Source organism: Succiniclasticum sp., from assembly GCF_056977735.1.
Genome location: NZ_DBMCWA010000007.1, coordinates 18,496 through 36,928 on the forward strand (window position 1 = coordinate 18,496; position 18,433 = coordinate 36,928).

19 protein-coding genes and 2 pseudogenes are annotated in these 18,433 nt (G+C 45.2%); 3 read left to right on the forward strand and 18 right to left on the reverse strand.

Going from position 1 to position 18,433, the window contains the following annotated elements; genetic code table 11:
• Nucleotides 1-17: 17 nt before the first annotated feature.
• From ACZOWY_RS05255 to ACZOWY_RS05265, 3 genes are all read left to right on the forward strand, one after another.
• A complete protein-coding gene (locus ACZOWY_RS05255) occupies nt 18-749 on the forward strand; it encodes an RNA polymerase sigma factor (RefSeq protein ID WP_484393556.1) in 732 nt (243 codons plus the stop codon).
• Between the two features lie 231 nt (nt 750-980).
• Nucleotides 981-1,577, forward strand: a complete 597-nt coding sequence (locus ACZOWY_RS05260; protein ID WP_484393558.1) for a hypothetical protein — start codon at nt 981-983, stop codon at nt 1,575-1,577.
• The gene (locus ACZOWY_RS05265; RefSeq protein ID WP_484393560.1) at nt 1,574-2,521 is read left to right on the forward strand and encodes an ATP-binding protein; all 948 of its coding nucleotides are present in this window, start codon (nt 1,574-1,576) and stop codon (nt 2,519-2,521) included. The genes ACZOWY_RS05260 and ACZOWY_RS05265 overlap by 4 nt, the downstream gene beginning before the upstream one ends.
• Nucleotides 2,522-2,589: 68 nt before the next feature.
• Here the strand turns inward: ACZOWY_RS05265 and ACZOWY_RS05270 are convergent.
• The 18 genes and pseudogenes from ACZOWY_RS05270 to ACZOWY_RS05355 form a co-directional block, all read right to left on the reverse strand.
• Nucleotides 2,590-2,856: pseudogene (locus ACZOWY_RS05270) on the reverse strand (NAD(P)-binding protein); the annotation flags it as partial.
• Nucleotides 2,857-2,872: 16 nt separating this feature from the next.
• The gene (locus ACZOWY_RS05275) at nt 2,873-3,397 is read right to left on the reverse strand and encodes a glycosyltransferase (protein ID WP_484393713.1); all 525 of its coding nucleotides are present in this window, start codon (nt 3,395-3,397) and stop codon (nt 2,873-2,875) included.
• Between the two features lie 24 nt (nt 3,398-3,421).
• Nucleotides 3,422-3,913 (reverse strand): annotated as a pseudogene (locus ACZOWY_RS05280) (glycosyltransferase family protein); the annotation flags it as partial.
• Between the two features lie 160 nt (nt 3,914-4,073).
• Nucleotides 4,074-5,231: a glycosyltransferase gene (locus ACZOWY_RS05285; protein WP_484393562.1), complete on the reverse strand. Its 1,158-nt coding sequence runs from the start codon at nt 5,229-5,231 to the stop codon at nt 4,074-4,076.
• Between the two features lie 70 nt (nt 5,232-5,301).
• Entirely contained in the window at nt 5,302-6,750 is a 1,449-nt protein-coding gene (locus ACZOWY_RS05290) for a sugar transferase (protein WP_484393564.1), read from the reverse strand.
• Nucleotides 6,751-6,782: 32 nt separating this feature from the next.
• Nucleotides 6,783-7,994 (reverse strand): O-antigen ligase family protein, encoded by a 1,212-nt coding sequence (locus ACZOWY_RS05295; RefSeq protein WP_484393565.1) that lies wholly within the window; start codon nt 7,992-7,994, stop codon nt 6,783-6,785.
• Between the two features lie 99 nt (nt 7,995-8,093).
• Nucleotides 8,094-9,344, reverse strand: a complete 1,251-nt coding sequence (locus tag ACZOWY_RS05300; RefSeq protein ID WP_484393567.1) for a hypothetical protein — start codon at nt 9,342-9,344, stop codon at nt 8,094-8,096.
• Nucleotides 9,345-9,389: 45 nt separating this feature from the next.
• Nucleotides 9,390-10,400 carry a polysaccharide pyruvyl transferase family protein gene (locus tag ACZOWY_RS05305; protein WP_484393568.1) on the reverse strand — a complete coding sequence of 337 codons (1,011 nt, stop codon included), beginning with the start codon at nt 10,398-10,400 and terminating at the stop codon, nt 9,390-9,392.
• 78 nt (nt 10,401-10,478) lie between these two features.
• Nucleotides 10,479-11,384: a glycosyltransferase family 2 protein gene (locus ACZOWY_RS05310; RefSeq protein WP_484393571.1), complete on the reverse strand. Its 906-nt coding sequence runs from the start codon at nt 11,382-11,384 to the stop codon at nt 10,479-10,481.
• A 91-nt stretch (nt 11,385-11,475) separates the two neighbouring features.
• Entirely contained in the window at nt 11,476-11,799 is a 324-nt protein-coding gene (locus tag ACZOWY_RS05315; protein ID WP_484393572.1) for a CDP-glycerol glycerophosphotransferase family protein, read from the reverse strand.
• Nucleotides 11,799-12,011 carry a 2-C-methyl-D-erythritol 4-phosphate cytidylyltransferase gene (locus ACZOWY_RS05320; protein ID WP_484393714.1) on the reverse strand — a complete coding sequence of 71 codons (213 nt, stop codon included), beginning with the start codon at nt 12,009-12,011 and terminating at the stop codon, nt 11,799-11,801. The genes ACZOWY_RS05315 and ACZOWY_RS05320 overlap by 1 nt, the downstream gene beginning before the upstream one ends.
• Nucleotides 11,995-12,375 (reverse strand): capsular polysaccharide synthesis protein, encoded by a 381-nt coding sequence (locus ACZOWY_RS05325; RefSeq protein ID WP_484393573.1) that lies wholly within the window; start codon nt 12,373-12,375, stop codon nt 11,995-11,997. Before ACZOWY_RS05325 ends, ACZOWY_RS05320 begins: the two co-directional genes overlap by 17 nt.
• 123 nt (nt 12,376-12,498) lie before the next feature.
• Nucleotides 12,499-13,170: a YrbL family protein gene (locus tag ACZOWY_RS05330; protein WP_484393574.1), complete on the reverse strand. Its 672-nt coding sequence runs from the start codon at nt 13,168-13,170 to the stop codon at nt 12,499-12,501.
• Nucleotides 13,171-13,191: 21 nt separating this feature from the next.
• Complete coding sequence (locus tag ACZOWY_RS05335) at nt 13,192-14,208, reverse strand: glycosyltransferase family 2 protein (RefSeq protein ID WP_484393576.1); 1,017 nt, start codon at nt 14,206-14,208, stop codon at nt 13,192-13,194.
• 77 nt (nt 14,209-14,285) lie between these two features.
• On the reverse strand, nt 14,286-14,924 hold the full coding sequence (locus tag ACZOWY_RS05340) for a YrbL family protein (RefSeq protein ID WP_484393577.1): 639 nt from the start codon (nt 14,922-14,924) through the stop codon (nt 14,286-14,288).
• Nucleotides 14,921-15,922 carry a glycosyltransferase family 4 protein gene (locus tag ACZOWY_RS05345; RefSeq protein WP_484393579.1) on the reverse strand — a complete coding sequence of 334 codons (1,002 nt, stop codon included), beginning with the start codon at nt 15,920-15,922 and terminating at the stop codon, nt 14,921-14,923. The genes ACZOWY_RS05340 and ACZOWY_RS05345 overlap by 4 nt, the downstream gene beginning before the upstream one ends.
• Before the next feature lies 1 nt (nt 15,923).
• Nucleotides 15,924-17,051: a mitochondrial fission ELM1 family protein gene (locus tag ACZOWY_RS05350; protein ID WP_484393581.1), complete on the reverse strand. Its 1,128-nt coding sequence runs from the start codon at nt 17,049-17,051 to the stop codon at nt 15,924-15,926.
• Nucleotides 17,052-17,119: 68 nt separating this feature from the next.
• Nucleotides 17,120-18,325 (reverse strand): hypothetical protein, encoded by a 1,206-nt coding sequence (locus tag ACZOWY_RS05355; RefSeq protein WP_484393584.1) that lies wholly within the window; start codon nt 18,323-18,325, stop codon nt 17,120-17,122.
• Between the last annotated feature and the right edge of the window lie 108 nt (nt 18,326-18,433).

An 18,433-nucleotide genomic window follows, 5' to 3' on the forward strand; every position in this document is an offset into this window, starting at 1 on the left:
ACCAGGAGGATTTCTCTATGAACTGTACCCATCAAAACAGCTCTGATCAAAACGCAGAGCTGCAGAAAGCAAAGGAGTCAAAAACAATTACACAGTCACGTAACAAAAGAGGCTGCCTGTATCAGCAGGATGTCGAAACCGTTTCCCTGGCAGAACTGATCCGTCAATCCCAGAACGGGGATACGGACGCCTCGCTGACGCTGGTCCGGATGTTCGAACCGTTGCTGGAACGCGAAGCCGGCCTTTTTGTCAGGCATAACCTTTTTACGGAAAAGGAAGATGCAAAGAGTCAGGCTGTCCTGTTCTTTTTCGAATTCATCTCTGACTTTTACGACTTTACAGCGGACAGCAACCGGATTGCCGGCCTGATAAAAAAGTATCTGCACGACAGCCGGATCGACTTTGGCAAAACAGCCGCCAGGCACTGCCCGGACTGCTACACCATGGATTTTGAAAAGGAACTGGAAGAAAACTCTCCGTTTTCACAGCGTTTCCCCATCTGTGAAATGCAGGCGGACCGCAAACTTGAGAGGAAATTCCTGCGGAAAGTCCTGCAGGAATCCATGCGGATACTTTCCCCGAAAGAAAAAACTGTTGTAGAAAAAATCATCATAGAGAATAAACCTCCTTCGTCAGTAGCAAAAGACCTCCATTGCAGCACACGGTACCTGCGCAGGCTGAAACAGCGCGCCCTTGCCAGGATTCGCCAATATCTTGAAGCGCACTATCCGTCGCTGCAGGTTCTGTAAGCTACATAGAAAAGCAGGGGAGTACAGATTCATATCCCGTTATTTCCCGGATATATGAATCCGGTTTTCCAAAAACAAAAGCCAAAACGTTGCCTTTTTGCAAAAAATCTGCAGAAAAAGGTTCCGCTTTGGCTTTTTTTGTCGGATTACTGTATTGAGTTATAAAACTATCAGAGGGAACAGCTGTCGGACTATCGCATCTGTCAGCCGTTTCCCTTACGGAGGCACACTATGAGCAGCATTATCACACAAATCTGCAACGGCTACACCATAACCCTGCAGATCAACATCCTTTCTATCCAACCTGCGTTTCCGTCCGCCGGCGGCGACCCGGCTGCTCTCCCGGACGCACTGTCTTTTCTGTCCGGAGAGAAAGGCGGGGAAAAAGAAAGCGAAAAGAAAGTAACACAAAGAAAAGAGAAAGAAAAAGACCCGGAAAGAGAGAGCTTAGCCAGCCAGCTACGCCGCATCGCGGAAGCATGGAACCGGCTTCCCCTGAAAAAGATTGTACGCTTTACCGGCCGGCGGAAGGAACGGACGGAAATGCTGCTTGCACAGTATCCGGAAGAAGAAATCATCCGCGCCATTTATTCCATCGCCCGCAGCCCTTTCCTGCTGGGAGGCGGAGCCAATCACTGGCAGATCCGCTTTGACTGGTTCATCCTGCCGGAAAACTTTGAAAAAGTACGGAACGGAAACTATCTGGATGAAGAGGATGAGGACAGCAACGATCAAAACAGCCGGCTGGGCTACAGCGGGCAGGATCTTCAGGGTATCAATCAGGTTTGGACGGACAGCAGCGACGCGGCGACAGGAGACAACCCATGAACAGACCGGAAGAAAACAGGATGAACGACATATTCCAGAACCACGTCATCGAACAAGTACCGTACACCATTCCCCTCAACCCGGACGCCAGGCCTTACGAGCCCGGCTACGACTGGGCATCCCATGGCTATGACGAACTGGACGATCATGTGGAATGGGGAAAGCACGAAGGGGACTACAGCATTGACGGCGTGCTGTACTGCTGCCATTGCCATACGCCAAAACAGCACGTGCGGGACTGGCGCGGCAAAACCTACCGGTTCCCTATCCCCTGTCAGTGCCAGAAGGATGCGCTGGCCAGGCAGGAGCAGAACGAGCAACGCCGCAAGGCCATGGAAAAGGCACAGCGGTACAGGGAGCTGGGTTTTTCTGACGAAGTACTGAAAAACTGGACCTTTGCCCGGGACGACGGCGCCAGTCCCAAATATACGGCCATCATGAAACGCTATGTGGAACATTTCAGCGAGTGCCGTGTCAAAGGCCAGGGACTGCTGCTCTACGGCAGCTGCGGTTCCGGCAAAACTTTCGCCGCTGCGGCTGTTGCCAACGCCCTCATCGAACAGGGCATCCCCTGCCTGGTCAGCAACTTTGACCGGCTGTTTGACAAACTGACAGCGCCAAAGGCCCAACGCACCATGGAAGTGGAAGATCTTAACAAGTTTGAACTGCTGGTACTGGACGACCTGGATGCAGAAGCAGACAACAAGTATATCGACAATATGATTTTCCGCATCGTGGACAGCCGCTACCGGGCCGGCCTGCCCATGATCATCACCACCAACCTGACCAAGCAGGATCTGCTGAATCCCCGTTCCGTAGCCAAGAAACGGATCTACGACCGCATCCTGGAGCGCTGCTGCCCCATAGAAATGAACGACGTCAACCGCCGGGCCAAAGCCATGCAAAACAACATACTGGACATGAAAAAGCTGCTGGGAATTTAGGTTCCCGGCAGCTTTTTTTGATAACTGTCTGAATGACCACACTGTCTATGTTTAACTCACATTACCCTTTCCCCTTTGTAATTGGCCACCGGGGAATTCACAAAGTTATTAACCTCCACAAACCGGTTCACATACTCCCAGACTTCTTTATCATCCGTGTGGAAAATGTGAGGCCCGTATTTATGGATATTGATTCCTTCTTTTTCCTCACAGTAAATGATGCCGCCAGTGTGGTTCCGGTGTTCAATGACCAGCGCCGACTTGCCGCGCCGCTTTGCCTCATGGGCAAATACGCACCCAAACAGGCCGCTGCCAACCACCAAATAGTTATACATAAAATTCCTCCAAAAACTATTCTGATTCTGTATCTTTTATCAGCCTTTTTATAGCTTCCGCCGTCGCTTTCCAAGAATATTTATTTAGCAATTCTTTCAAATTGTCATTTTTACGTTCTTCAATAATCCATTCTTCCGGTTTATAGGGATTCACGTAAGACGCGTATTCCCCATAAACTTCCCGCATACACGGCGTATCGGAAACAATAATCTGCGATGCCCCGCATGCTGCTGCTTCCAGCGGCGGCATGCCAAAGCCTTCATAAAGGGTTGGGAATAAAAACGCTTTGCAATTTGCCATAAGCGCCTTGGCGTCTGCATCGGAAACATAACCCAAAAACAGTGTATTAGTGGGTTTATCCCCATTAAACCGGCCGCCTCCGGCTATTGCAAACAACTGGTCCGGATGCTGTTTTGCCGCTTCCATGATCCAGTTTATATTCTTATTCGGAGCCAGTGATGCCATAGAGAAAAAATAGTTCTTTTTTTTCAGTTGCGGATACCGTTCAAACAATGTCTCCGACGGATGGATGCTGTTCATGTGCTGCCAGGCAGGATAAACAACATGAATTCGTTCAGCATCCACTTTATAATATTTTCGGATCTCCGTTTTTGAAAAATTTGAAACGGTAAGTATCTCCATGTCTGAATGGAACCCTGCATGATAGTTTACACAATGCCAAAAAGCAGATACCCGGTTTCGCAGGCCGGTAAAAAATCGAGGATTGGCTTTGTAGCTCACATCATGTATGGTAATAATACCCTTTCGGTAAGACAGCGGAAGCACATTAGCCAAGCATAGTGCCTGATACTTATTTTTTCTCAGGCAAGACGGGTAGTTTATCTGTTCCCACAAAATTCCCTTTAGCGAACCATATTTTTCCACAGATATATTTTGGAATGGTAAATCCAGATTATCTACATCGGGAACTACCAGAACAAGTTCGTTTTTTTCAGAAATCTGATCCAGTGCCTTTGTTACTTCATAGGCAAACCTTTGTATTCCCGTTACATTTTGTGTAAGAAACAGACCATTAATTGCATACTTGTTTCTCATCCATCTGCTCCCAGTTCCAGTTCATTCTCTCAATATCCTCTTCTGTCAGTTCATTACCAATTTGAATCTCTATAATATGGAGCTCTGTAATACCTTTAATGGCGCGCTTCATGCCGGGTTAATAACGACGACAGCCCCGTTAAAAAAACACCTGATATACTCATAAACTTTGAATAACATTTAAAATACTGGTCCTGAATGAATGCGTCATAAACAGTTTCCCTACTCTGCATTTTGCCTCCGATCCCATTCTTTTCCTCAACGCAGCGTTATCTGCAAGCATCTTTATGGCGCCTGCATATGCCTGACTATCTCCGTTAGGGACTTCTAAGCCGGTGACATCTTTCAGATTAACATAATTGACGCCGGAACCGGGAATGTGAAATGTAACCGCCGGTTTGCCAAAAAACATACCTTCCGCCAATGCGATACCAAACGCTTCGTTTTTAGTAATGGACGGAAAGCAGAAAATATCCATAGCAAGATAGTACGCAATGAGATCTTCGTCACTGATACGCCCCAAAAAGACAATTTTATTATCTCCTGCAGCTTGCACCCTTAGTTGCTCTGTTAACTCGCCCCGCCCTCCAATATAGATGATAAACCGGCCATCAAGATATTTGGAGGCTTCCACTAAACAGGTAAAGCCTTTATAAGGAATATGCCTTCCTATTCCAAAACAGATTATTTTGTTTTTATTGTTTGCTCTGATACGTTTCGCTTTCTGCTCAATGTCATCAGTTACCACCATACGATTTTCGCTGATGCAATTGGGAATCACCCGGCATTTATTCTTATATCTGCTTAAAAACGGACTGCCTTCAATATATAACGGACTCGTTGCTACAACAACGTCTGCACGATTCAGAAGCCGAAGCGTCTGCCCGTAAAATAACTTGCCCAAAACTTTTTGTTTTACAATATCCAAATGCCAATACAGAACAAATTTGAAATTCCGTTTAAAATATCTTTGAAGAAACTGCGCTTGAAAAGGGTTCGGATAATGAAAAATTACAATATCCGGATCAAAATCATCCATCACCTTTTTTAATTCGCCCGGAAATGTCAATGAGATTGACTGGGATGCCTTTTTCGTAATACAGCCGCAACGTATTACTTCAACTCCGTCTACCACATCATGTACGGTTTCATTTCGATGGCAGATATAATCGCCATCTTTCGCTGTCTCATTGAAGCAGATGATTTTCTGTTCATAGTTCCCATCTGCGGCAAAAGCATTGGCAATATCACGCGCAACCTGCTCAATTCCGCCAATATTCGGATACATATAATTGGAAATCTGCAGTAACTTTTTCATTAAACTCCACCTTGTTCTGCTTTACTTTGCGTTACAGAAAAAGTATGTTCTGACCCTCATAACAAGCCAATCAATACGCACCTTTCTCATTCAACACCACTCTGAATGTTCTCCAAAGCAACACAATATCGAACCAGATGTTCCAGTTCCGCACATACCAGCTGTCCATCTGCACCCGCTGTTCATAGCCGGTATCGCTGCGCCCGCCGGTCTGCCACATACCGGTAATGCCGGGACGTACCATATAATAATCTTCAATAAATTTCCCGTAATAATGAACTTCTTCCGCCACAATAGGCCGGGGTCCCACCAGGCTCATCTCCCCTTTCAGCACATTGAAAATCTGGGGCAGCTCGTCCAGGCTGGTACGGCGCAGGAACTTTCCGCTACGGGTAATTCGGGGATCGTTTTTCAGTTTATAATTCGCTTCCCATTCTTTTTTTACCTCCGGATTCTCTTCCAGCAATTTTTCCAGTTTTTCTTTTGCATCCACACACATGGTGCGGAACTTATAACACCAGAACTCTTTTCCGTATTGGCCGATGCGTTTATGTTTAAAGATGAGCGGTCCGGGGGAATCCATCCGAATCCAAAGAGCAATACCCAGCATAACCGGGGCGATTACGATGCCGCCAAGCAGGGTAACAAACCAATCAAATATAAATTTGAAAAGGCGATTCCATTTATTTTTTAAATTATTTCGCATTCGGAACATAACCACACGCCCATCAATCAGGCTTTCTATATCCACGGTCAGGAAAGGCAATATCCCCATATCCGGAATCACACTGATTCCCCGGACCAGTGGTTGCAATTCGTAAATCATATTCTGCATTCTTTCCTGGCTGAAACCTGATGCAATAATCAACACTTTTTGCACACCGGTTTCCTTGATTACGGAGGCTGCCTCCACAAGCGAGCCTAGTTTCGGTAATTGCGGAAACGCTGCAGCAGGAGTCGCTTGCCCATCTTCCAGATACCCGATAAACCGATATGGAAAACCCATATCTGACCGCAAATGCGCTATAACAATCTCCGCGTTGACCCCAGTTCCAACAAGCAGTAACGGTTCAGAGATAATGTCTTTTTTATTTAATACAATTTTTATAATGTAACGAAAAAGAAGGATTATTAAAAAAGTCAAAATCCACAGCAATACCACGTACAGACGCGACGTAGTCCCTGCAGCCTGAACCACATACAAGAAAAGAACCTCTGTCAGCATGCCATATAAGCAGGCTTTAAAAATTCCGGCAATTACCCGCCAGAACTGCATTTGACGGGTATAAAGCTGGCAAATATGCATAAACAACAGAAATATTGCCGGACAGACCACATAAAAATGCAGCTGGGAAATATACAATGATCCGTGATCCGTAATCAGGAAATTCCGCAGCGTAAACGCCAGCTGCTCCGCTGCCAGCACAGCACAATAATCCGCAATGGCCAGAAGTACCGGCAGCAGGATATAAGCATATTTATCTTTAAAAGAAATTTTATAAACCTCTTCTTTACGCAACGTCACGCCACCCTTCACAGAAATACAGAAAACTATTGTATTTCATCAGGTTTATTTTCTGTTTCTTTCAATCCCAATAAAACTGCCAGTAAAAACCACATGATACGCATCCCGGTTGACGATCCCAACGAATAATCAATTTGCCCGAACAGGCAAATGTATCCAAAAAAAGTTGTAAAGACAAGGATATCATACGGATTATTGTTTTTGCGGTAATTCAGTACGCTTGTATACAAATAAAACCCTGCAAAATAAAGCAGGCCTGCTAATCCTATTATGCCGCTTTCACCGCCTACCTGAAAGAAATTATTATGGACATGGCTCAGATTCTGCGTTTCCTGTTCATATTTATAATCTTTATAATGTTCCCGGAACCGGCCTGACCCAACGCCGGTTACCGGATGATCCCGAATCATATCCGCAGCAGATTTCCAGATCCAGATCCGGTCTGCGTTCGACCGGTCTGTAGTGGTATTGGTAATCGATTTCACTCGCTGTACATATTGCGGACTGCTGGCCATAAACCCTGCTATGCCAAGGAACACCACCAATACAATCGCAAGATATTTTTTATTTTGCTTTAAATACCGGAATGTGGCCACAGGTACCACAATCAGATCTGTCAGCCAGGCACCCCGGCTTTTATTACATATAAGGCCCACAAGAATGCTGATAACAGCAAAAAAGGCCGTTTTCTTTAACCGTTTTTCAAAGCCGGAGTCCATGAGGATGACCAGCACAACGGGCAACAGCATACAAAGAATGCCTCCAAGCGTCAGCACCATACTTTGACCGCCAAATCCCACCCCGCGGCCATCCGGCCTTACATGGTTTATTACCTGTACCAGCGCAAACAAGAACTCAACAGAACTCACAGCCAGATATGCGGCCAGCATATTGACAAGGTACTCTCTCCGATGAATAAAAACTGCAATTACTACAAATATCACATAACGCCAGATCCACAAATCCAAAAAAGATTTGACGCTGGCAACCGGATTATCCGAAAAAACGATGGATGGCAGCGTCGACAGAACAAATATTCCATACGCTTTCATGTATCCTTTTATTTCATCAGGGACAGAGAGACCGTCCCTGTTCTTACGCCACAATAAAATCCCCAGCAACAAAGAAACTCCGCCGGCAAACTGCGATACTGCCGTAGAAACACGTAATATACAGACCATAAAGGTTACAGAAACGGCCAAATATTTAATTAATGCTTTTTCTTCAACATGCGACACAGAAACGCAACTCCCTTTACCAGCCTGACAGGACGTTAATGCTAAACGATTCGTATGAATGCCGGAACTTTTTGCGACCGGCTGTATCTATGTCTTATATTACTTATGAACTATTTTGACAAGAAGTTTGCCTAATTTTGTTTTGCAAAGCCGTTTTTCAACTGTATTATTAAATTTTGAAAAATCACATTCAACAAGCCAACGGTACTCTTCATAGTTATTGATATTTTCCCTGTTCTCTTGTAATCTTCTTTGGATAGGAAGATAAAAATGCTCTATTAAATCTTTCGGAATTTTTGTTTCATACAACATTTCATGCTTACAACGACGAACGTTCTCAATCCTCCAGAAAAACCCATACTCATTAGGATCTGCCCCTTCAGAAACCAACTCTAAAATAGTCCGGTAACACTTTTCACAATGCGAACAATTCTCTCCACCTTCCGATTCCCAGCAAACCCTCAGTTTTAAAGGCTTGTGCAACTTGTTGCGCCACTTGACAAGATAAGCAACTTTCTGCTGCCGCTCCAATTCATAGCCATCGTGAATCGTGCGGCAACCGCAAAACCACAAATGACCGTCAATTGACGGAACGCTAACGCAATCATAAGGAAATTTATCTCTTATTTTTTCAGTAATAGAAGATGCAATGAAAACTTTTTCCCAGCCAAAAACAAATGCCAGTGGAGCTGCATGGGAGATTATTGAAATACTATGTTGAAAACTAACCCACCATCCACTTCCTATCGAACGTACGAGTTTACCTAATTTAGACTCTTGCAGAACACCGCGAAAATCACTCTTTATTCCATGAAAATTCACTCCGTAAGTCTCAGCCGTATTTGTTACATGTTTCATTACATTATCCCAGCCAGCCTTGTCGCTTAACTTAACATCGCAACCCCAAATGGTTACCAAATCCGGTTTTTCATCTAAATGCCGGAATAAAGTCGTATGCGCATCCACACCGCCACTGAAAAAACAGGCTGAAGTTCTGGGTGATTTTTCCGGCTTCACTTTCTCAGCTTTCGTGTGTATTCTTCCACCAAAGCTAAGCATGGGATACATCTTACAGTAGCCTTCCTTAACGAAAGGCAAGTTCTCTAAGAAATCCCTGTCCAGACTATCTACAAATAACTCAGCATCACAAAGCCATAAAGCAGGAAGTACATTACAAACAAAAGGTATCGCAAGAACAGAGTCCGGTACAAAAGAAATGTCTGAATCATATTCAATAAAAGATGTTCGCTGACCAGAAAAATACTTTGCCCATTCACCAGAAACAGAATAATGGTACATAACTCTTTTACCATTTATAATATCAATTTTCTCAATCCGCAACCGGTTCAACTCTTTTTCTCCCCATTGATTATACTATTTACCTCTGTCGCATCATCAGCTGGCAAAATCTTTCTTTAATGTTTTGAATAATGGTTCCATTTCATTAATAATTGCGTCATGCTCGTAAAGCGGCTTTATCGCTTTTAATGCTTCGATAACATCCGGCACATAATTAATATCATTCAAGAACCGGATATAACCCAATTTTTTCAGCCATTCATAACAGCCTCTGATCTTATGGCTTCGGCTGTTCAATACAATACAGGGTGTTTCCGTTACCGCAGCAAAGATCATTCCATGCAAACGGTCAGTAATTACCAACTCAGAAGCTGCAAATTCCCTGAGTTTGAGATGCACCATACGATGACTTTCTTCCGGTCCGATGTTTCTGTTTACTACCATATCGCTATATGTGATTCTATCATAGTTTCTATTAATTAATGTAAGAAGAATTCTTCTGTCTTCTTCTGTCATTGTTTTTTCTTTATCATTTCTAAGACAAACTAAAATGCCGCTACGGGAAGTCTTAACGCCATATTGAAGCAGCATGACAATATCAGGCACAAGTTCAACATGAACTTTCGGCATATTTTTTCTCATAAACTCATAGCTGTTTTTTTCTCTGAGGAATATGGTAAGCGACGGATGCACAGAAAATATCTTCATCGCTCTTTCAAAGAACTCCCTTCCCTCTACGGTTTCTAAATCAAAATATACAGTTTGCGGCATAATTATAATTCTGTGATGCTTAAAAGCCTGTATAATTTTTTCCAGCTTTTCTTCCTCATTTAACCACAAGTCTCCGATATAGCCACCGCCATGTACTAATATTACTTTATCATGTGGTGTTAATTTTGCCAGTACATTAAAATATCTCTTTTCCCACGGAAAATCCAACACACTGATGCCCATAGCTGACAGGATTTCTTTTTCAGCTACTGCAATAGCATGATCGCCGATATTTCCGTGCAACGGAGTGTTAAGCAAAATTGCCTGAACTTTGCGCGCTTTAAAATTATAATCGATGAAGCGTAAAAGTTTTATATGTTTTATAAAATTTGGCATTGTCCCACCTCAAACCAATTACGGTTTCCTTCAATTACAATAATACTGCGGGCAGAGTCCATGATATAATATATCAAATCAAATAATCTCAATATGCATTTTATGTAACAAGTAGTATAATCTTATTCTTCTCCGCGAGCTCAAGTTATTTTTAATATATTCATACCATTCTTTGTCTATTGCTTTTATGCGGTACCTGCGGGAAGCCCCTTTGTCTCTGATAAGACGAAAAGCTTCAGCGGCAACAAGCGAATCCATTCTTTTATCAGTAAAACCTGACTTGAACAAATCATTTCTCAACCTGCTGATTACGATTAACAAGTCAAAGGGATACTTCTGAACCCCTTTAGTGATTCCGGCGGTATTATACCTGTAATAATAAAGAGCATCTTTTAATTCTACAACCTTTTTTGCCTTAAAAATATACATACCTGAAGCGTAGTTGTCTTCAAAATTTACACCGGCAGGATAACGTACATCCATAACAATCTCTCTTTTATACAGAGCATTCCAGACAACTCTCCACAAAAGTCCTTGATGAAAAAATAAATCAATGGCAGCTTTTCGGACTTTTGTTTTTTTAAAATCCTTAATTCTTTCTTTTACAGTATCAGTAATAACTATAGAACATTTAGCTATGTCAGCATTATTTGTTTCTAACGCATCTGCCAGTATCTTATAAAAATCCGGATGAAGCCAATCATCACTGTCTACAAAAGAGATATATTCGCCTTTGGCAAGGTCCAAACCTCGATTGCGAGCTGTGCTCAGCCCGCCATTTTCATAATCATATACTCTGATACGGCTATCTTTTTGGGCATACTCCTTAGCTATCTCAGCACTTCTATCTTTGGTACCATCATTAATAACAATGATTTCTAAATTTTTATAGCTTTGATTAATAATGGAATCCAGGCATTGGCTAATATAATTTTCTACACCGTATACCGGTATAATAACAGAAATCAGCTTTTCATTTCTCAATTTAGAACCTCTTTATCCGAAAAATCCCTAATACCTGCTGTTATCGACGTAAACGATACTGTCAGATACCAGTTTAGTGATATTATCCGTTTTACAATTTCGCACAGCGTATAAGGTAATCCACTACCCGCACAGTAGATTTTGCATCTCTGTTTTTATGAATCCGGAGCATGGCAGATTCCCTTTGGGATTTGGAAACATCCCGGCCTTCAAGGGTATCCTGAATAAACGCAAACAAATCATCAAAATTTTTCATATAAAAGCCCTTGATCCAGTCAAAATAATCTAAGCTGAATCCGGGCTTTTCACAATATATATCATAATCATCTATGGAAAGGCCAATAGGTCTGTCAAGTAAAAGGAATTCATGATATGCCGCAGAATAATCTGTTATCATAGCATCAAAAGAGTGCATCAGATTAATTGTCGAAGTTTCTGTGCTTTTTCAATACTGTCGGTTAGTATTTCTTCTGTTATGCAGGGCCGTACAGCATCATGGATGAGCAAAATATCTTCAGCAGAGCAATGCCCGAGGCAAAAAGAAATACCATTATAAATAGACTTATAGCGGGAATCTCCGCCTTTGATTACATCTGTAAGTTTATTTAAATTATAAGTATCTTTCAGTCATGATATAATCCGGAAGGCTGACGAAGTTTTGATAATTATCGCGGGTTATGATCCTGAACGGATGATTGCCTCTGTGTCTGTTGACACTGGCATGGCACATTCTGACAACTTCCGGCAGGTTATCTTCCCCCTGCCACCACATAGTCCAGACAGCGCCTGGTATCTCTGAAGCTGCGTCATTCGTTTTCGTCTGCCCCTGCTTATAACGGGATATTAACCCGCTGTATCCTTCTTTAAGATAGCGCAGAATACACCGGTGTTTCCACGGCGCGGCTTTCTTAAATCTCGACGCGCAGACGGATGAAAGAGCTGTCTCCGGGCCAAATTCCGTGTAAAGCTGTTTTATCTGCTCAATTTTCATCTGATTTGCCCTTTTTTATCCTATCCTCTCAATCTTGTAACATGGACAACAACTGCACCCGGAAAAATACCGCACATGGCAAAGTCAGGATCAATGCCGCAAACTGTGATGAATTACGGAGCGTTATTCATTCAACGATATTTTCAGACTTTTAATTTCTTCTTCCGAAAAGAATCCCGGAAATTGTAAGGTTGTAAACGAATTGATGAAGCGAAGCTGAAAACGTCTGATTTGACGTACACTAAAATAGTCAATGTAGTAGACCAGGGGAATAAGAACCCGATAACCCAGACCGTCAATTATTCGTATTCTCCAGGATTTAGGCGTACTAAACTGAACCATAAAATTGAAACAATTATAATCGTGGACAATTACTCTGTCTTGTAAAATCCCCCCGAATAGTTTTACTATAACATCCTTTACGCAAGGAATTTCTTTTTCAGTACCCGCTATTTCTTTCAGGTTGCAGCCTTTTTCACGGGCCAACATTTCCAATTGGGCCAAATCGTGGATTGACAGGCTTGTAGAACTATCATACTCGGCAACCCGTTCGTAGACGTATCCGGTTCCAAGGTTTGTTTCAACCTCGCCATAGTACTTTACCATAAGCGATGATTGCGGAAGCCTTCTTCGTTGTCTTGATTTTCTATAATCCATTTCCAGATAATAATCTCGTATTTCCCGTATTCTGATTTTAATGCATTGCGACGGATTCATTGGATTAATATAAACCGCCATATTTGTCCCTTTACCAATGAAATAATTATGGGTTAAACCAATAAAACTATTATCCATAATTTTTTCCCTTAAAACAAACTATCTGCTCCTCAGCCGGTAATAAAGATCCGGAAAATGGAGCAACGCGAACGCCTTGCCATAGACTTCCGGTTTTTGGAAGAAGAATTTTTTTGAAGAGCTCAGCGTCTTACGTGTTTCACCGTCAGACAGGAGCGCGTCAAACCCGGCCCTGTCATTTGTTCTCGCGCAAAGAGTCAACCGGCGGATGAGAGCTTGTGGCATAATAAAACAATCCGCCAGTTCCTTTATCCTTTCAGAGGGGGCGTGTTCGCTCAGATACCGGGCTGTCCTTTGGTGGGCGTCCGTGTTATCCCGGTAACGGCGGATCTGTTTCGTTTTCGTATCCGTATCACGTAACGATCCCATGCCCGCGTGGTGGACGTATATATAAAGGCAGTCCGAAGTGAAAGCCGCCTGTCCGGCACGGCAAAGGGTTTTCAACTGAAACTCCACATCCTCGCCTGCAGCGCACCCTTCATGAAAACGCAGGCCTGTTTCAAGAAGGAAGTTTTTCCGAAATAACATTCCGCAGACCGTAGGAGCAATCTTGCAGAACACTCTCAGCCATAAAAGTTCCTCCCCATTACGAGTTTTAGTGCCTTCGAGTTTCACAGGGACTAAAACATCGGGGCGCCCATCTTCAAACCTGTTCTTTAAACCGCAAAATGACAGATCGCATTGGTATTCCTCAATCAGGGAATGCAGTGTAGAAACCAGGTTATTCTCAGCCATATCATCCGCATCAACGAACCAGACGAATTCGCCCTTCATCTCTTTTATACCCGTGTTTCGTGCTGCAGATACACCACGGTTTTCTTTATGGGTAATAAGGCAAAAAGGACGCCCGCAGCCCTCCAGTGTGCGACGGGCGGCTTCTTCTGTCGCATCTGTCGAAGCATCATTTACGACAATAATTTCAATGTTTGGGTAGTCCTGTACAATGATGGATTCGAGCATGCGATTGATCCATGTCTCACTGTTATACGCAGGCACAACGGCACTGACAAGAGGGTAGGTGTTATCGCGGAAATTCATAAGAACCTCCCAAATTCCTATGTTGTAGCATGATAATCATCTATCTGTCGATTACCCGCATACTACAGGGTAACCCATCAATTCGTAACAAAAATTGTGTGAAATCTTTTTTTCCGGCATATATCATCATAAGGAAACTCCAACCCCAAATCGTTATATAACCTTCGTATTCTCCGGAACATAATGTTTCGTGCAAGCGGCGCAAAAATTCTCTCAAGATGTAAAAATCCCATAAATCCTGCACGGTTCAGGCTCTTAATATCTATCATAATAACCGCCTTTTTGCCATGTAGTGTTTGTACCGCAAAATTACCTTTGTTCAAATCAAGGAAAAAAATATCTCGCACGATCATTCTTTTTATGATTCTGTTGAGGGGATTCAGGATTTTCTTACTGTCTCCGCCATTTTTTAAATAGTCAATAAGACACGGTGAAATCGTCCCGTCTTCATCACGGACAAGGTCGCTGACAAGTCCCACTCCTTTATCAGTCTCAACCAATTCAAAATGAATTGCAGCGACAAGTCCGGGCAACAGGTTTTTAATACGTTCATAAACGTGAATCTCATAGAGCAGGGAATTGTTTTTCCTGTTCTCAAGATTCACTTTTACGCATAAATTATCATTTAATGGGTGCTGCCAGCATTCACGGGTTCCGCCGTGCCCAATAAGCGTCTCCAAATGTAAAACCGGACGAGGCTCCCTTTTCTCTTTCATCTTTCCAGGACCTCTCTATAAAACTCCTCCGTTTTCCGGACGGTTTCCTCGAACGTGGTCAGTTTCTCCGCGGAAAGCGGACTGGCGCTTCTTCCGCCCAGAACCGCTTCTATGGCTCTATGCCACGCCTCCACATCACCGGGAGGAACGAGAGGTCCCGATGCCAGGGGACGCAGGGGGTCCAGATCAGAAGCCAGCACAGGCAGACCCACGTTCAGTGCTTCCAGAACGACCAGTCCCATCCCCTCATGGTACGAAGGAAAAAGCAGACACCCAGAGCGGGCCATCCATGCTTCTACATCATCGCGAAACCCGAGAAACGTAACCCGTTCCTTAAGGCCCAGTTCTGCCGTCAAAGCCTCCAACTCAGCACGCTGGGGACCGTCACCGATTACATCAAGTGTCCATGGACGGTCCTTCAATTGCCCCAGAGCCCTGAGGACCGTGTCCAGCCCTTTCAGGCGCGTCAGGCGACCCACAAAGAGGAAACGGGGGTAATCGGGAAATCCTTTTTTCTCCCAGAAGCGGGTTGGTTTTTGTACACCGTTAGGCACAACGACAGTTCGTGCCGGAAGATACCCTGCCAGATGCTGTTTCACCGCATCGGAGATACAGATTACGCCGTTGGCGTGTTTCAGGGGCGCTATCCCCGCGTTAAGGGAATAGATCGCGTGCGCCGTCATAATCCAGGGAATCCCCGTGAGGGCCGATGTCCACCAGGCAATCCAGGCTGGTACACGGGAATGGACGTGTACAATATCCCATTGCTTCCGTTTTCGCGCAAGGCAAAAGGTACAGTAAAGCCCTGTAAGCGGATTCTTTCTCTGGACAGGCAGATGCAGTACCTCCACTTCCCGGGGCAACTGCGTTTCCAGCTTTCCTCCTGCCGTCGCCAAAAAAATCTGGTGACCCTGGGCAAGCTGTTCTTTGGCAAGCCGCAGAACGTAACGCTCCACGCCCCCCTGTTCAAATTCCGGAACAATGTGAAGGATCCTCATTTTATTTTTTCACCTCTGCCGGTTCCCAGCGGCTTATGATCCATTCCGCAGCTCGTTTCGCCTCGTTAAACGGAGTCTCTGTCCTGCGGGCCTCAGGCCCCAGGAAAGCATCAAAATCCGGGGCAGTCCCCAGGTCCTCCACAAACCCTTTGGATGCCATTTTCTCAAAGAGCGCGTCAAAACGTACCGTACCTGCGCTGAAAAGATTCCGGACTTTTGTTTTCGGGGTCTGCTTTCGGCCCACCCGGAGCAGTCCTACCCGGAAACCGGCCGTTGCAGCCTCTGAGACCATAGACACGGAATCTTCCGTGACAATGACATGGGTCGCCGCACCCAACATGGCGGGTACAGGATTATCTTTGCTCTGGGAGGCCAGAAGCAGATAACGGGTCGCAGGGCTTCCCGCAAAAACCTTCTCAACAGCACAGTCCGCTTCCGCCCCTGTACGTGGCGAGGTCGTAACGAGCAGGGCAGCCCCCTGCTGTTCCGCCGCTTTGCATAAGGATGGCAGCACAGACTGAACCCAGGAAGGCGTAAGTTCGTAATTAGCATCACTTCCGCCCAGCAGAAGAGCGATTACCTTCCCGGGAAAGGGGTTCACAGGTGCAAAGAATTCTTCCGCCATTGCCTGAAGTTCCGGGAAATAGATATGATTGGGGGCGCCAAGTGTCGTCAGGATATTTTCCGCAGGAGTGGGACGGTCGTGTTCAGGGACGATAGCAAAATCAAAGGGCTCCGTTCCAACCACGTCGGGAGTCATGACAACGGCAGAACGCCCGTTAAGCGCCTTGCCCAACGCAAGGCAGAACGTTGACGCCGAGTTGCCTGTCGCCATAAAAAGAATCCCTGGTTCACCGGACAGGACGTCCGCATGAGCCTCTATGGAAAAACCCGCCTTCCTCAACCATTCCTTAGCCTCTTCCGGGGAGGCGGAGGCAAGTTGCCGGCCCTGCATCTTGAGGACACGAAACCGTCTCAGACCGGTAAGGATTGGAACTTTGATTTCATGGATATCCGCTCCACATAGCCGTTCCAGCCACCGGGCAATCCCCTGTGACTGATGAAAGTGCCCCCGGGTATTATCTACGAGGAGGACGACACGCTTTGGGCCGGTTTTCTTTTTGTTCATGGACTTCTCCCTTAAATAATAACAACTGTAGCCCACCCGTTCATACAACGGGTGGGCATTTTACTTGATTACAGCTCAAAACTCCTTGTATGGGCAAGCATTTTTTCCCGGTCAAAAGGTTTCACGTTGTCTACGATCCACTCCCGCATGGCCGCCCCTTCCGGCGTATCCTGGGACGCAGACAGGAATTCCAGTTCGATGCCCAGATTTTTGGCCACGCCGGCTGCCACCAGCGGCCATACCTTGCCGATATCGCCAATGACCGGGATGCTGTTTTCATGCCGCGCAAAGGCCGACATTTCCATCCGGAACGGAATCTTGGCGGCCTTTGTCTTGGGCAGGCCTTTGTCAATGGCTTCCTGCACGGTCTGGTTCAGTTCCACAGCCCGGCGCAGGTTTTCGTCCAGGTCAAAGCGGATCAGGCTCTTATTCCGCAGGTTATAGGTATTCTGACCGGACCACCAGGCCCAGATGCCATGTCCCGTATAACATTCAAAAGGACCGTCGTGGATTTCCTGGGTCAGCGCCACGGCGCTTTCGATGATGACATCGCAGGAAGCAAGCATCCGGGAAAGACGCATGGAACGCTGGGAAACCGGGATGGAATCGCCAATGGACATGCCTACGGCACCGCCTCCGATCAGCTGGGGAATGGTAACCAGGACCGGAACGCCTTTCCGCGCTGCAGCCCCCAACATGGTATGCTCGTCACAGCCCCAGCCGGCTACCGTCTCGAAAGGCAGGCCGTACATTCTTGCCATGCCCAAAATTTCGTGGGCGACCTTTTCTGTTCTGGGACCCATGGGGTAAGCCATGTTCCCGGCCGCTTTGATGATTTCGTTTTGTTTGGGCAATTCCCTGCCGCGTTTTAACAAATCATCGTCCAGCGGCATTTCGCGCTTTAAGTTTGTAATTTCTTCATCCGTCATGCAGGTGAATTCAAAAACATCGCCCCGGGGCATTTTTTCCATGTCCATGCCAAGAGCTTTGGCATCAACGCGGAAGACCCGGTCCAGGGAACCTGCCATCTCGTGGGAGATAACAGCGGAGCTGGTGGAAACCGCATCAACGATCCCTACACGGATCAGTTCCGCGATCAGCGTGGTAACGCCTTCGTGAATGTTCGGGCCGCTTCCCGTTACCACCATCACTTTTCCGCCCCGTTTTTTTATTTCTGTAATTCTTTCAATGGCGGAAGCAACTGCAGCCTGGGACCTTTCGTCCAGCGAAGCCTTAAAGTTTTCCAGATGTGATACTCCAAATAAATTTGACATACTAATCCCCCTCCTAAAGAAATACACTGTTTTATTTTAGCATAGCATAGTCGGTATGGCAAATAACTATATTTAGAAAAGATGCCCCACCGTTACCTATGAATCAAA

What these genes read in the sequence shown, in the direction of transcription:
- ACZOWY_RS05255 (WP_484393556.1), top strand. Translation starts at nt 18, where the DNA reads ATGAACTGTACCCATCAAAACAGCTCTGATCAAAACGCAGAGCTGCAG.
- ACZOWY_RS05260 (WP_484393558.1), top strand. Translation starts at nt 981, where the DNA reads ATGAGCAGCATTATCACACAAATCTGCAACGGCTACACCATAACCCTG.
- ACZOWY_RS05265 (WP_484393560.1), top strand. Translation starts at nt 1,574, where the DNA reads ATGAACAGACCGGAAGAAAACAGGATGAACGACATATTCCAGAACCAC.
- ACZOWY_RS05275 (WP_484393713.1), bottom strand. Translation starts at nt 3,397, where the DNA reads ATGAACAGCATCCATCCGTCGGAGACATTGTTTGAACGGTATCCGCAA.
- ACZOWY_RS05285 (WP_484393562.1), bottom strand. Translation starts at nt 5,231, where the DNA reads ATGAAAAAGTTACTGCAGATTTCCAATTATATGTATCCGAATATTGGC.
- ACZOWY_RS05305 (WP_484393568.1), bottom strand. Translation starts at nt 10,400, where the DNA reads ATGCCAAATTTTATAAAACATATAAAACTTTTACGCTTCATCGATTAT.
- ACZOWY_RS05315 (WP_484393572.1), bottom strand. Translation starts at nt 11,799, where the DNA reads ATGCACTCTTTTGATGCTATGATAACAGATTATTCTGCGGCATATCAT.
- ACZOWY_RS05325 (WP_484393573.1), bottom strand. Translation starts at nt 12,375, where the DNA reads ATGAAAATTGAGCAGATAAAACAGCTTTACACGGAATTTGGCCCGGAG.
- ACZOWY_RS05330 (WP_484393574.1), bottom strand. Translation starts at nt 13,170, where the DNA reads ATGGATAATAGTTTTATTGGTTTAACCCATAATTATTTCATTGGTAAA.
- ACZOWY_RS05335 (WP_484393576.1), bottom strand. Translation starts at nt 14,208, where the DNA reads ATGAATTTCCGCGATAACACCTACCCTCTTGTCAGTGCCGTTGTGCCT.
- ACZOWY_RS05340 (WP_484393577.1), bottom strand. Translation starts at nt 14,924, where the DNA reads ATGAAAGAGAAAAGGGAGCCTCGTCCGGTTTTACATTTGGAGACGCTT.
- ACZOWY_RS05345 (WP_484393579.1), bottom strand. Translation starts at nt 15,922, where the DNA reads ATGAGGATCCTTCACATTGTTCCGGAATTTGAACAGGGGGGCGTGGAG.
- ACZOWY_RS05350 (WP_484393581.1), bottom strand. Translation starts at nt 17,051, where the DNA reads ATGAACAAAAAGAAAACCGGCCCAAAGCGTGTCGTCCTCCTCGTAGAT.
- ACZOWY_RS05355 (WP_484393584.1), bottom strand. Translation starts at nt 18,325, where the DNA reads ATGTCAAATTTATTTGGAGTATCACATCTGGAAAACTTTAAGGCTTCG.